Below are 13,563 nucleotides of genomic sequence, written 5' to 3' on the forward strand. Positions count from 1 at the left end.
TCGGCAGGGACAAGCTGTTTGAACTGCTCAAGACCCATCGACTACTGGTTCGGCGGCTGAGGGCCTATCACAAGACGACGCAGAGTCATCATCGTTTTTGGTGTCATCCTAACTTGCTCAAGCCCGGTGCGGCGCAGGAGCAGGCAACACAACCGGAACAGATCTGGGTCGCGGATATCACCTATTTACCGGTAAGGAATGGAGAGGCGTACCTGAGCCTGGTTACCGATGCGTATTCACGCAAGATCGTTGGATACCATGTACACAGTGACTTGCGAGCGGAGTCTGTAGTAACGGCTTATCAAAAGGCGCTCAGGGACTATCGGGGTGGAACAGGATTAATTCACCACTCTGATCGAGGCATACAGTACTGTTCGCAACGTTACCAAGCCGTGCACGAAAAGTATGGCGTGCGTTGTTCGATGACGGACGGCCACGACTGTTATCAAAATGCGTTGGCGGAAAGAGTGAACGGGATACTGAAAGGAGAGTACTTGCAGAGGAGGCCTGATAATCTCGAGCAGGCTACCGTCATGGTTGATGAATCAGTTCGTCTCTACAATACACGGCGGCCACACATGGCCTTAAAATACAAAACGCCCGATGAAGTGCATCGGGCGTTTTTAGCGTGAAATAGTGTCAACCTATTTCAGGACAAGACACGGTTGGTTCAATGGGAGTGGCGTCGCTGCTCCAGCCGCATTTGACGCTTAAGGTGATCAATGAGGTCTTGCATCCGTAACGGGGTGCCTTGCTCGCGCAGCTGTCGGACTCGTTGCTGAAATGCGTTTGAGTGATCGCCGGTGTCGCGGCTCTGGGCAATCAGGCGTGCGGTAACTTCGGCGCGCAGGTGCTGGATCGCCGGATGATCAATCTTAAGTGGGGTGGCTTGATTAAGGGTTTTGTCCTGCCTCAAACGGCTGAAAATGCCCATGTGTTTCTCCACTGTTGGCTTGCGTTCATGGGACAGCAGCAAGATGCGGGCCAGGCCTGGACCGCGCGCAAAGTCTGGGTTGCGCATCAAATCCTCCGTCACTGTCGGCAGCTGTTTGCCGTGGGAAGCGGCAACCTCATCCCCGGCTTGCCGTCGGGAAAAATGTGTTTGCGTTTCATCAGGCTATGGTTTAAATTACGCGCTCCTCGAAACGAGGGCATTGCGGTGAGGTGTCCGAGTGGCCGAAGGAGCACGCCTGGAAAGTGTGTATGTCGAAAGGCATCGAGGGTTCGAATCCCTCCCTCACCGCCACGAATTATGAGAAAGCCCCGGTCATCTGGCCGGGGCTTTTTCGTTCAGGCTGTTCCGTCCAGAATAGCGGTCTGCGATAGGGCTGGTGGCTGACGAAGAGCGAGCCCTAGAGTGCGCCCCCGAAACGAAAAAAGTTGAAAACCATTTCTGATTTTCAGCTTTTCCGAATGTGGTAGCGGGGCCTGTGTTGAAGTGATCGCCTTCGCGGGCTGACGAAGAGCGAGCCCTAGAGTGCGCCCCCGAAACGAAAAAAGTTGAAAACCATTTCTGATTTTCAGCTTTTCCGAATGTGGTAGCGGGGCCTGTGTTGAAGTGATCGCCTTCGCGGGCTGACGAAGAGCGAGCCCTAGAGTGCGCCCCCGAAACGAAAAAAGTTGAAAACCATTTCTGATTTTCAGCTTTTCCGAATGTGGTAGCGGGGCCTGTGTTGAAGTGATCGCCTTCGCGGGCTGACGAAGAGCGAGCCCGAGAGTGCGCCCCCTGAAACGAAAAAAGCTGAAAACCATTTCTGATTTTCAGCTTTTCCGAATGTGGTAGCGGGGGCCAGATTTGAACTGACGACCTTCGGGTTATGAGCCCGACGAGCTACCAGGCTGCTCCACCCCGCATCAACGTGGGGCAAATTATATGGGTCTGGTTGGCTTCTGTCTAGGGGGTGGCGCAATTAATCTTGTAGAGGCTCCATGGCGTCGGTCAATGGCAATTGGCCACTCTGGCGCTGGGCTCTAATGGCCGCTTTCTGGTGTTGGACGATAAAGCGGCTCAACATCTTTTGACCTTGGATATTGAAGTGAATGATGCGGCAGCGATATTCGCCATCGTGCTCGCTGACCAGTGCCAGAGAGAGGGGCAGGGGGTGGTGGTCTTTGCCGAGGAAGAGGATCGCCGGGATCTCTTGCTGCGGTTCAGCGAACGGTGAGGGAGAGGCATCGGCTGGCAGTCGGAATGAAACCCCGTTGGCGGAGATATCGATCACCTGTGCATTGCTATCGCACAGGCGCAGATCAAGTGGCGTATCGGAGTCGGGCGTGACGCGGTAGGCCTGGCGCCGGTTGTGGCTGGGGTAGTCAACGTAAATCAAGACTTTGCTTCTTCTCCAGAACAAACTCTATGCGACGATTGCGCGCCCGCCCCTCAGGTGTGTCGTTAGACTCGAGCGGGAGGGAGTCGCCGTAGCCGGTGGCGGTGAGTCGGGCGGGGGCAATCCCTTTGCCGATAAGATAGCGCAAAACGGTGGTGGCGCGCAGGGCGGACAACTCCCAGTTGGATTCATAGCGTGGGGTGCTGATGGGCAGGTTGTCCGTGTGGCCCTGAATGTTGATGGTGAAATCGTGCCGCTGCCGGAATACTTTCATCAGTGAATCCAGCACCTGATCGACCTGGTAGTTAAGATCGGTGGAGCCGGAATCGAATAGCGCCTGGCCGCGAATCTGGATTGAGATCTTACCCTCGGCCGGTATGTCGATGGCGACAATGTCTTCCACTTCAAATGTTGACAGGGTTTTACGCAGCTGGTCGGCCAGCCCCATCCATTCGTTGCTAATGGTTGGTGTGGCGCTGTCCGGTTGTTCGGGGGTCTTGGGCGGATTAGGGGGCAGCGGCTTGGTGGTGACTTCGGCGTCGGTGGCCGGGGTCAGCTTTTGTGCCCGGTGGGGCATCTCGATCAGTGAGTTAGAGTTGCCGCTGTCGCCAAAAGCCAGCTGCAGCGAGGTGAGCATCACCTGAAAGCGTTCGGATTCCACTGTCGACATGGAAAACAGTAGCACGAAGAAAACCAGCAGCAGGGTCATCAGGTCGGCAAAGGTAGTGATCCAGCCACCGCTGCTCTCCTCCTCCATTAGCTGATTTCGGTGGTTCATGCTGACGACTCTTGTTTGCTGCCGCGGCCGACCACCAGAGGTTTGCGCTGGGCTTCGGGGATATAGGACGAGAGGCGTTCGTAGACGTGGGCGTAGTGGTCGTTGGCCAGTATGCCTTGGGTGCCCTCGCGAATGATCTCGAGGTTGGTCACTTCCATCAGGGTGCGTGCTTTAAGCTTGCCACCAATAGGCAGAAACAGCATCGAGGATAGTAGCGAGCCGTAGAAGGTGGTCAGCAGGGCGACCGCCATGGACGGGCCGATACTGCCCGGGTCTTCCAGTTTGCTCAGCATCTGAATCAGGCCGATCAGGGTTCCCAGCATGCCGAAAGCGGGTGCGTAGGTAGCCATCTTGCGAAACACATCCTGGACTACGTAGTGGCGACTCATCAGTGAGTCGATTTCGGTCTGCAGAGTTTTCTGTACCATCTCCTGAGATGAGGCGTCGGCGATCAGGTTGCAGGCACGGCGCAGGAAGTTGGAGTTGGTTTTGACGTCGGCTAGCGCCAGCAACCCGTTGCGATGCGAAATTTTGCTGAGGTTCAGCATGGTGTCGATCATCTCTTGCGGGTTGGTGTCGTCGCGTGTGAAGACGATGTAGGCGGCGCGAAAAGCGGCAATGACATCGCTGAAACGGACCGTCAACAGGGTGGCGGCAATGGTGCCACCAACCACGATCATCATCCCCGGTACGTTGACGAAGATGTCGGCGCTACCGCCCAGAAAAATGGCGGATATGATCAGTGCAAGGCCTGATAGGAACCCAAGCAGGGAGGCGAAATCCATGAACGGCTGCTCTTTGAAAGCTCATGAGAAACTGTGGATGTTGAGTATGCAGTCAAGTTGATTGGTAGGCATTGATGCAAGTCAGAGACGCCTTGATCGGCAAAAATTAGGGAAAACGCGCAGTGCATCTGTCATCTTGTTTGCATATGATGGTCAGGCTTGCTATTACGAACTGATAACTACAAGGCAAGTCAACAACGGGGTCCGGCGTCAGGATCATCGGATCTCAGGGAATATCAGTCAAAGGAGACGTTTTAAATGACTCAACGGATCGCATTGGTCACCGGTGGTACAGGGGGCATTGGCTCGGCAATCTGCGAGGCACTGGCGGGGCTGGGAATGAAAGTCGTTGCCGGATACAGCAACGAAGAGAAAGCCAAAGCCTGGCAGCAGGAGCAGAAAGATGCCGGCTTCGATTTCGAAATTCAGCACGTGGATGTAACCAGCTACGAATCCTGCCAGCAGGCGGTAACGGAAATCAAAGAGAAGTGCGGCGGTTCAATCGACGTACTGGTCAACAACGCCGGTATCACCCGTGATGGCTTCTTCAAGAAGATGGGCTGGGACCAGTGGCACGCGGTACTGACTACCAACCTCGACAGCGCCTTCAACATGACCCGTCCGGTCATTGAAGACATGCTGGAGAAAAAGTGGGGTCGTATCATCAACATCTCATCCGTTAACGGTGAGAAGGGCCAGATGGGCCAAGCCAACTACTCTGCTGCCAAAGCGGGTATTCACGGCTTTACCAAAGCGTTGGCTCAGGAAGGTGCGCGTAACGGTGTGACCGTCAATACCATCTCTCCCGGCTATATCCTGACGCCGATGGTGGCCAAGATCGACGAAGCGATCCAGCAGAAGATCGTGGCCCAGATTCCGGTGGGTCGTATGGGTCAGCCGTCTGAGATCGGTCGTGCGGTTGCGTTCCTGGCAGCAGAGGAGGGTGGCTATATCACCGGCTCCAACCTGTCGATCAACGGTGGCCAGCACATGCACTAAGTCGCTGCGGCGATAGAAAAAAGGCTCCTTCGGGAGCCTTTTTTGTGGATTAAGGTCAGCTGCTGCGAAGCTGCCGTAGCAGTGCCTGAACGGGGTGGGCCAACTGTTGCTGATCCATCCGTTTAACCTGGCTGCGACAGGAGTAGCCGGTGGCCAGCAGTCGCTCCGGGTGCTGTTCCGCGGCGATCGCCTCCCCCCAGCTTTGCCGGTAGATGGTTTCTGAGGTTTCCAGGTTGGCGGTTTCGTGGCCATAGGTGCCGGCCATGCCGCAGCAGCCGGTATTCTGATGGTCGAGGCTTTGGCCGAGTGCGGCGAACACCTGCTGCCACTGGGTAACCGCTGCAGGCGCGTTGGTGCGTTCGGTGCAGTGCGACAGCAGGCGGAAGTCGCCGTCGGCCAGCTGCAGCTCTAACTGCTCAAGATGAGCCTGCTGGCCAGCCAGCCACTCCTGCAGTAGCTGCACCTTGGGAGGTTCCATGTCGGTGAGGACTTTGGTGTACTCCTGACGATAGGTCAGGGTCATGGAGGGGTCGATACCCACCAGTGCAACATCGCAGTCGGCCAGGCGTTTGAGCCGTTCGGCGTTGGCGCGAGCGGTTTGCTCAAAGCGGTGCATGAATCCGTGTACGTGGAGCGGCTTGCCGTTGGCGGCATAGGGCGCCACGAAAACCCGGAAGCCCAGGCGCTGCAGCAGCTCGCAGCAATCCAGCACCAGTTGGGTCTCGAAATAGCTGGTAAAGGCGTCTTGTACCAGTACTACGCTGAGCTGGCGCTCGGCGTCTGCCAGCTGGCGCAAGTTGTCCGGAGTGGCCCAGGCGATGTGGCGCTCCTGTAACGCCCGCGCGAGACCATTGGTGCAGATGGCGGGGCTGTCGACCATGCCGATCTGGCGTCGGAATAACTGGCGCCCGAGTGGGTTCCGAACCATCCAGTTGTAGGGGCGTGGGAACTTGGCCAGCCAGGGGATCATGAACTCCAGTCCGGCGATCAGGTAGTGGCGCAGCGGGCGCAGGTAGCGGCCGTAGTAAAGCTCCATGAACTGGGCGCGGAACTCCGGCACGTTGACCTTGATCGGGCACTGCGAGACGCAGGACTTGCAAGCCAGGCAGCCCTCCATTGCGGTCATCACCTCGTGGGAGAAGTCATACTCGCCGCGGGCTTTGCTAACGCTGTTGCGGATGCGGCTTGGCAGCGACAGGCCCGGCAGGCGTGATCGCAATTTGCGTGCTTCCGATGCCGGATTGCTGCCTTTCTCACTCAGCAGGCGCAGCCATTCGCGTACCAGCGATGCCCGCCCTTTGGGAGAGTGGATCCGTTCGCGGGTGCCTTTCCAGGAGGGGCACATGGCATCATTGGGATCGTAGTTATAGCAAGCGCCGTTGCCGTTACAGTACATCGCTTCACTGAAGTGCTGGCGCACCGGCGGCGGAATCTGGCGGTCGTGCTGGCCGCGGGTGGACACGCCATCGATAGCCAGCAGCTCGGCATCGCTGTTGGCCGGGGTGCAGATCTTGCCCGGATTGAGCTGGTTGCGCGGATCAAATGCCGCTTTGATCTGCTGCAAACAGCCGTATAGTCGGGGGCCAAAAAAGGCCGGCGCATACTCCGAACGAATCCCCTTGCCGTGCTCGCCCCAGAGCAGGCCGTGGTATTTCTGCGTCAGTGCGACCACGCCGTCGGTGATGGTGCGGATAGCGGCTTCCTGCTCGGGGTCTTTCATGTCGATGGCGGGGCGGACGTGCAGTACGCCCGCGTCCACATGGCCGAACATTCCGTACTCCATGCCGTGGCTGTCGAGCAGGGCGCGAAACTCGGCGATAAAGTCGGCCAGGTTTTCCGGCGGCACCGCGGTGTCCTCGACAAAGGGGATCGGGCGCTTTTCGCCCTGGGCATTGCCCAGCAGGCCGACCGATTTCTTGCGCATGGTCCAGATTTTGTTGATCTCGCCAGCACCATAAGCCACGGTGTAGCCGATGCTCTTGCCCGGCTGGCCCTGCTGTTGCTCAAGCTGGGCAGTTAGCGTCTCTACTTTGGCTTGCAGTGCCTGCTCGTCGTCCGCGGTGTACTCGACCAGGTTGATGCCTCGAATCTGTTGGCCGTCCTCGGGGAAGTACTCGCGCACGCTGTCCCAGACGATGTCCTGCATCGCCAGGTTGAGCACCTTGGAGTCCACCGTTTCGATCGAGGTGGGGCCTGCACGCATCAGATCCTGGGCGTCGCGCAGCGCCGCGTCAAAACTGCCGTACTTGAGGTTGACCAGCGCCGCATACTTGGGAATCGGCAATACATTGAGCTTGGCTTCGGCGATAAAGGCCAGGGTGCCCTCGCTGCCGCAGAGCAGGGCGTTCAGGTTGAACTGCTGTTGTTCGTCATAGATGTGGGCCAGATCGTAACCGGTGAGACAGCGGTTGAGCTTGGGGAAACCCGCCTCGATAGCTTCCCGGTTGTCACGGTAGATACGGTCGGCGAGGCGATAGAGTTCGCCCGCCAGCCCCTGCTGTTGCTGTGCCTGTTGCAGCTCCGTACCGTCGATTGCCCGGGTGTCGATAACGCTGCCATCGAGCAGCACGCTTTTCAGCGCCAGCACATGGTCGCGGGTTTTGCCGTACTGGCAGGAGCCTTGGCCGGAAGCGTCGGTGTTGATCATGCCGCCGATGGTGGCGCGATTGCTGGTAGAGAGTTCGGGCGCAAAGAACAGGCCGTAGGGCTTAAGCGCCGCATTTAGCTGGTCTTTGACAACGCCGGTCTGAACCCGCACCCAGCGCTCTTCCGCGTTGATTTCCAGAATCTGGTTCATATGGCGCGAGATATCGACCACCAGACCGTCGGTCAGAGACTGGCCGTTGGTTCCGGTGCCGCCGCCGCGGGCACTGAGAACGATGTTCTGAAAACGTGGTTCCTGGGCCAGGCGGGCGATCCGCTGCAGATCCTCCAGATTGCGTGGGTAGAGAACCCCTTGCGGCAACAGCTGGTAGATGCTGTTGTCGGTGGCCAGCACCACCCGGTTGGCGTAGTCGGGATTGAGATCGCCGCGGAACCCCCGCTGCTTGAGACTCTCGATAAAGCTGAGGTAATGGCTCTGGACAGAACTGGCTTCAGAGAGTCTTGGAATCATGGCGCGTAAACTCGGGTATCAGGGCAATGAAGGTAAAAACGGGGCGCCATTATAGCAGGCATTGCCGCTGTCCAGCAGTTGGCGGTTTTGCTGATGTGGACAACGCCCTATAATTTCCAGCCTTTTATGCTGTAATGGAGGCGATGTGAGCCCGGATCTCAAGCAACGGCAAGCCGCGTTGGCCGAAAGCAGTCTGATCGATGAGCCGGAGCTGGAGAAGATGCTGCGGGCCATGGAGCGTCAGGCCGCCAGCGGCAAACCCTATGATCGGTTGGCCTCGCGCTTTGACAAACTGCTGGCTCAGTCGGCCGCGCGGGTCGCGCTCCGTGGGCCGGCTGTGGCTCCCCGTTACGACGATCAGCTGCCGATCAGCCAGAAGCGGGAGCAAATTCTGGCGTTGCTGGCCAAGCATCAGGTGCTGGTGCTGGCGGGTGAAACCGGTTCCGGTAAAACCACCCAGTTGCCCAAGTTGTGTCTGGAACTCGGGCGGGGGCGGCGGGGACTGATCGGTCACACGCAGCCACGCAGATTGGCGGCGCGGGCGGTGGCGGCGCGAATCGCCGAGGAACTTGGCACCGAGCTGGGCGGTCTGGTGGGTTATCAGGTCCGTTTTACCGACCAGGTGGGTGATTCTACCCGGGTCAAGTTGATGACCGATGGTATTTTGTTGGCCGAGATTCAGCATGACCCGTTGCTGCGTCGTTACGATACCCTGATCATCGACGAGGCGCATGAGCGTAGCCTTAACATTGATTTCCTGTTGGGTTACCTCAAGCGCCTGCTTCCTCGCCGCCCCGACCTCAAGTTGATCATCACCTCGGCTACCATCGATCTGGAACGCTTTTCCCGGCACTTTGGCGACGCACCGATTCTGGAGGTGTCCGGTCGCACCTACCCGGTAGAGGTGCTTTATCGTCCGCTGGATGAGCTGCAGGCGGAGCAGGGCGGCGAGTTGGATCAGGCTGCTGCGGTGCTGGCGGCGATCAAGGAACTTGAGGTGCTGGAGCGACAACGCAGCCGTTCGGGGCGCGGCGATGTGTTGGTGTTTCTCAGTGGTGAACGTGAGATTCGCGAAACCGCAGAGGTGCTGCGGCGTGCACAGCTGCGCGATACCGAAGTGCTGCCTCTTTATGCGCGCTTGAGTAACGCTGAACAGAACCGCATTTTTCACCCCTCGGGTCAGGGGCGGCGGATCGTGCTGGCCACCAATGTGGCAGAAACCTCGCTCACCGTGCCCGGCATTCGTTACGTGGTTGATCCCGGGTTTGCCCGTATCAGTCGCTATAGCTATCGCTCCAAAGTGCAGCGCCTGCCGGTGGAGCCTATATCCCGCGCCAGTGCCAATCAGCGCAAGGGGCGTTGCGGTCGTGTGGCTGAAGGGATCTGTATTCGCCTGTATAGCGAGGAGGATTTCAATAACCGTCCCGCCTTTACTGATGCCGAGATTCTGCGCACCAATCTGGCCTCGGTGATTCTGCAGATGGCGGCCCAGAACCTCGGTGCCATGGCCGATTTCCCCTTTATCGATCCTCCGGATCCGCGCCAGATCAAGGATGGTGTGCGCCTGCTGGAGGAACTGGGGGCTATGCACGGGGGTAAGTTGACCCGACTGGGGCAACAGTTGGCGCGCCTACCGGTGGACCCGCGGCTCGGACGTATGCTGCTGGAGGCGGAGCGTAACGGCAGTCTGCGCGAGTTGCTGGTACTGGCGGCGGTGCTGGGGATTCAGGATCCGCGCGAACGCCCCTTGGAGAAGCAGACCCAGGCGGATCAGTGCCATGCTGAGTACCGCGACGATCTATCCGATTTTGTCACCCTGCTTAATTTGTGGCAGCGCTTTGAGGAGCAGCGTCAGGAATTGAGTCAGAACCAGTTGCGCAAACAGTGCCAGAAGCAGTTCCTCTCCTATCTGCGTATGCGCGAATGGCGTGATCTGCATCGGCAGTTGCTGCTGGCCTGCAAGGCGATGGGGCTGAAGCAAAACGCCGAGCCGGCAAGTTATGCTGCTATCCATCAGGCGCTGCTGTCCGGACTGTTGGGGCAGATCGGTTTTCGGCAGGAGAATCGCGAATATCTGGGGGCTCGTAACCGTAAGTTTCTGGTGTTTCCGGGATCGCCGCTGAGCAAAGGCAAGCAGAAGTGGATTGTCGCTGCCGAACTGGTGGAAACCAGCCGGCTGTACGCTCGTCTGGTGGCGCGGATTGAGCCGGAGTGGGTAGAAAAGCTCGCGGGGCATCTGGTTCGCCGCAGTTACAGCGAGCCCCACTGGGAAAAGAAGCGCGGTGATGTGGTCGCTAATGAGCAGATCAGCCTGTACGGACTGGTTATTGTGCCGCGGCGCAAAGTCAGTTTCGGTCGCATCGAGCCCGATACTGCCCAACAGATCTTTATTCGCAGCGCGTTGGTAGAGGGTGAGTACGACACTCAAGCGCCTTTCTTCAGCCATAACCGTGACCTGCTTGCCGAGGTGGCGGCGTTGGAGGATAAGTCCCGGCGGCGGGATATTCTTATCGACGAAGAGCAGCTCTATGAGTTCTATCGCGAGCTGCTGTTAAAAAACGGCGGAGAGAGCGTCGTCAATGGCGCCTCATTTGAGCAGTGGCGGAAGAAAGTCGAGGCGACCAGTCCTCAGCTGCTATTCCTCGATAAAGCCTACCTGATGCGTCACGATGCGCAGACGATCACCGGTACCCAGTATCCTGACACCCTGACCCATGAGGGGCTGCGTTTTAAGCTCGATTATCACTTTGAGCCCGGCAGTGATGATGATGGCGTCAGCGTGAATGTTCCCGCGGCGGCGCTTAAGCGGCTGCCGGTGGAACGGCTGGAGTGGTTGGTGCCTGGGCTGGTGGAGGAGAAGTGTATTGCGCTGCTGAAGCAACTGCCCAAGGCGCTGCGCAAGAACTTCGTTCCGGTGCCGGACTACGCCCGTGCTTTTCTGCAGTCGCAGCCAGTCGAAGCCAAATCGTTGGTGGAGCAGCTGTCTCGGTGGCTGCGTCGAAAAACCGGTGTGCAGGTGCCCGATGATGCCTGGCAGAGCGAACGGCTGGAGCCGCACCTGCGTTTCAATATCCGGGTGCTGGATGCTCACGGGCGTGTCGTCGGGCAAGGGCGCAGCTGGGAGGAGCTGCTGGCCCGTTTTGGTGACAGCTGCGACGAAGAGGCGGTTGCTGATCCGGGTAGACAGCGCTGGGAAGTTGCGGTCGAGGGGGTTGATTTCGAACCGCTGCCAACCGAGGTTGAACTCCATCAGGCAGGCATGAGCGTGCCTGCGTATCCGGGGCTCAGTGTTGAAAAAGAGGGGCTGTGGGTGCGGCTGTTTGATCACCCCGCGGCGGCCATGCGTTCTCACCGGCAGGGGCTGGTGTGCCTGTTGGAGCGGCGTGAGCAAACCCGACTGAAGGAGTTGCGCCGTGGTCAGCGTGTTTTTGAATCCTGTGCGCTGCGCCTGGGTGCTGTCGTGGCTAAAGAGAGACTGTGGCAGGATCTGGCCCAGTGTGCGCTGATCAACAGCTATATAAAGGAAGGGTGTGCATTGCCTCGCTCTGGAACCGAGTTGGAGCAGGCCATTGCGCAGGGGCGCGGGGAGCTGGCGGCGCAGTTTGAGGCCGCGTTGGGGTTACTGGATCGTATTGCGACCCATTATCAGGTGCTGGGCAAAAAGCTTAAGGGGCAGGTGCAGTTGGCTTGGGTGCCGGTGCTTAATGATATCCGCGCGCAGCTGGAGCAGTTGGTCTATCCCGGATTTATGGCGGCTACGCCCACCCGCTGGCTGGCGCGGTATCCGGTGTATCTGCACGCTATTGACTATCGTCTGCAGCGGTTTAAAACCGACCTGCAGCGACAGCGGTTGCAAAGCGACGAGCTGCGCCAGGGCTGGGAGCGCTTTGCCGTCCAGCGGCGGCAGATCGCAGCGCTGGGTGGTGATGATGCTGAGCTGCAGCAATACCGCTGGATGCTGGAAGAGTATCGGGTTTCACTGTTTGCCCAGCAGTTGGGCACTGAAATGCCTGTTTCTGCCAAGCGCTTGGCCGAGCAGTGGCGGCGCTGCGGGCCCTGATTGTGCGGTGTTGACCCCTCTGGGGAAACATGGTTGAATGCTTTCAGTTTCGCGCACCGCCTGCCGCAGAGCGGCATTAAACGGGGTGCGAAACTTTATCCCGGCATATTCTGTACTCGCTTGGAAAAGGTACGGGATAGGGAATAAAAACTGAAGGCCTTTCGCCAGGTTGTTTTGGCTGGGAATTGCTGGCTAAAAAACAACCGTAACGCGAAAAAAAAGATAAAAAAACGCCGTTTTTTTAATTGATAGGTCTACATTTTTTGTTTTTGCTGGGTTAGAGTTGAAATCGCTTGGAATTTTGGCCGCGCTCAGATGAGCCCGAGGATACGGGTGATCGAGGTCGGTTAAAGACGTTTTAACTACTAGTATGTTAAAAACTGAAGGGGAAAATTTAATGAAGAAGTCACTGATCGCTCTGGCTGTTGCCGGTGCAATGACTGCTCCGATGATCGCTCAAGCCGACGCTACTATCTACGGCTCTCTGCGTACCAAGATTGAAATGTCAGACAAAGACGGAAGCTCTGCAAAGGTTACCGATAACTCCTCACGTATCGGCCTGCGTGGCAAAGCTGAAACTGGTATCGACGGTGTTTCTGCCTCTTACCGTGTAGAAGTTACTGCTTCTACTGATCCGGTCGGCACCGTGGAAGATTCTAACGGTGACACTCACACTGATAGCTCTGCGTTCAAGACCCGTCTGTCTTACGTAGGTCTGAACGGCGACTTTGGTAACGTTTACGTTGGTCGCCAGTGGACTCCGGCATTCTTGATGACCGGTTCTATGGTGGATGTACTGGACGCCAGCTCCAACCCGACTCACAACTATGGCAAAGAAGGTCGTCAGAGCAATGCGCTCTCCTACACCACGCCGAAGATGGGTGGTTTCCAGGCTGCTCTAGCCCTGATGGGTCGTGATGGTGACGCTGGTGAGGAAGATGTTGATGCGTACAACCTCGCAGCCTCTTTCGAAATGGCTGGCTTCCGCCTAGCTGCTTCTCTGAGCAGCTACGACACCGACGATGGTGCTACTCCTACTCCTGCGGTTACTGATGGCGACATCACTACTTTCGCAGCGAGCTACACCATGGATGCGCTGTACGTTGCCGCTCTGTACCAGGACAACGACGACGGCTTTGCTAACGCAGGTGTTGGTGAAAACCCGCTGGAACTGGTTGCTACCTACGACCTCGGCAACGTGAAGCTGCTGGCTAACTACGTCGATTTCGACGAGACTTCTGCTGGATCTGATCAAGGTCGTCAGGTTGCCGTTGAAGCTTGGTATAAGCTGGGCAAGAAGGCACGTGCCTTCGTTAACTACACCGACGTGAACAGCGATCGTGAAAACAACGCTAGCAAGTACGGTTCTTGGAGCGTTGGCTACCGCGTAGACTTCTAATATCGCTGGATATTAGATTCTCGTAAAAAAGGCTCCTTCGGGAGCCTTTTTTGTTGGCGTTATATTTAATACTATCCGACTGAGATCTGCGGCGGTTTAA

The 13,563-nt window shown here is 57.7% G+C and carries 9 protein-coding genes and 2 tRNA genes; 5 read left to right on the top strand and 6 right to left on the bottom strand.

Features of this window, described 5'->3' with window-relative positions:
• The coding region (locus JJQ76_RS14920; protein ID WP_210397684.1) for an IS3 family transposase at positions 1–632 on the top strand (632 nt) is incomplete at its 5' end.
• A gap of 38 nt (positions 633–670) precedes the next feature.
• Here JJQ76_RS14920 and JJQ76_RS14925 read toward each other — a convergent pair.
• Positions 671–1,021 carry a hypothetical protein gene (locus tag JJQ76_RS14925; protein WP_210397685.1) on the bottom strand — a complete coding sequence of 117 codons (351 nt, stop codon included), beginning with the start codon at positions 1,019–1,021 and terminating at the stop codon, positions 671–673.
• Positions 1,022–1,158: 137 nt separating this feature from the next.
• On the opposite strand from JJQ76_RS14925, the gene JJQ76_RS14930 reads away from it, so the two are divergent.
• Positions 1,159–1,246 (top strand) — tRNA-Ser (locus tag JJQ76_RS14930).
• Positions 1,247–1,777: 531 nt separating this feature from the next.
• Here JJQ76_RS14930 and JJQ76_RS14935 read toward each other — a convergent pair.
• The 4 genes from JJQ76_RS14935 to JJQ76_RS14950 all read right to left on the bottom strand — a co-directional run bounded on the left by JJQ76_RS14935 (position 1,778) and on the right by JJQ76_RS14950 (position 3,890).
• A tRNA-Met gene (locus tag JJQ76_RS14935) sits at positions 1,778–1,854 on the bottom strand.
• A gap of 56 nt (positions 1,855–1,910) precedes the next feature.
• Positions 1,911–2,327 carry a PilZ domain-containing protein gene (locus JJQ76_RS14940; RefSeq protein WP_210397686.1) on the bottom strand — a complete coding sequence of 139 codons (417 nt, stop codon included), beginning with the start codon at positions 2,325–2,327 and terminating at the stop codon, positions 1,911–1,913.
• Positions 2,314–3,105 (bottom strand): OmpA family protein, encoded by a 792-nt coding sequence (locus tag JJQ76_RS14945; RefSeq protein WP_210397687.1) that lies wholly within the window; start codon positions 3,103–3,105, stop codon positions 2,314–2,316. The genes JJQ76_RS14940 and JJQ76_RS14945 overlap by 14 nt, the downstream gene beginning before the upstream one ends.
• On the bottom strand, positions 3,102–3,890 hold the full coding sequence (locus JJQ76_RS14950) for a motility protein A (protein ID WP_210397688.1): 789 nt from the start codon (positions 3,888–3,890) through the stop codon (positions 3,102–3,104). Before JJQ76_RS14950 ends, JJQ76_RS14945 begins: the two co-directional genes overlap by 4 nt.
• Positions 3,891–4,148: 258 nt before the next feature.
• Between JJQ76_RS14950 and phbB the strand changes: the two genes are divergently transcribed.
• The gene (phbB, locus tag JJQ76_RS14955; protein ID WP_210397689.1) at positions 4,149–4,889 is read left to right on the top strand and encodes an acetoacetyl-CoA reductase; all 741 of its coding nucleotides are present in this window, start codon (positions 4,149–4,151) and stop codon (positions 4,887–4,889) included.
• Between the two features lie 55 nt (positions 4,890–4,944).
• Here the strand turns inward: phbB and ydiJ are convergent, their stop codons facing one another.
• Positions 4,945–8,004: a D-2-hydroxyglutarate dehydrogenase YdiJ gene (ydiJ, locus tag JJQ76_RS14960; protein ID WP_210397690.1), complete on the bottom strand. Its 3,060-nt coding sequence runs from the start codon at positions 8,002–8,004 to the stop codon at positions 4,945–4,947.
• Between the two features lie 145 nt (positions 8,005–8,149).
• Between ydiJ and hrpA the strand changes: the two genes are divergently transcribed.
• Both hrpA and JJQ76_RS14970 read left to right on the top strand, forming a co-directional pair.
• Complete coding sequence (hrpA, locus tag JJQ76_RS14965; protein WP_343232545.1) at positions 8,150–12,064, top strand: ATP-dependent RNA helicase HrpA; 3,915 nt, start codon at positions 8,150–8,152, stop codon at positions 12,062–12,064.
• 397 nt (positions 12,065–12,461) lie between these two features.
• Positions 12,462–13,463 (top strand): porin, encoded by a 1,002-nt coding sequence (locus JJQ76_RS14970; RefSeq protein ID WP_210397691.1) that lies wholly within the window; start codon positions 12,462–12,464, stop codon positions 13,461–13,463.
• Positions 13,464–13,563: the final 100 nt, after the last annotated feature.

Origin of the sequence: Motiliproteus sediminis, from assembly GCF_017912535.1 — a bacterium.
Lineage (GTDB): Bacteria > Pseudomonadota > Gammaproteobacteria > Pseudomonadales > Balneatricaceae > Motiliproteus > Motiliproteus sediminis.

Coding starts and splice junctions, on each gene's coding strand:
- JJQ76_RS14925 (WP_210397685.1), bottom strand. CDS start 1,021: ATGCGCAACCCAGACTTTGCGCGCGGTCCAGGCCTGGCCCGCATCTTG.
- JJQ76_RS14945 (WP_210397687.1), bottom strand. CDS start 3,105: ATGAACCACCGAAATCAGCTAATGGAGGAGGAGAGCAGCGGTGGCTGG.
- JJQ76_RS14950 (WP_210397688.1), bottom strand. CDS start 3,890: ATGGATTTCGCCTCCCTGCTTGGGTTCCTATCAGGCCTTGCACTGATC.
- phbB (WP_210397689.1), top strand. CDS start 4,149: ATGACTCAACGGATCGCATTGGTCACCGGTGGTACAGGGGGCATTGGC.
- ydiJ (WP_210397690.1), bottom strand. CDS start 8,004: ATGATTCCAAGACTCTCTGAAGCCAGTTCTGTCCAGAGCCATTACCTC.
- JJQ76_RS14970 (WP_210397691.1), top strand. CDS start 12,462: ATGAAGAAGTCACTGATCGCTCTGGCTGTTGCCGGTGCAATGACTGCT.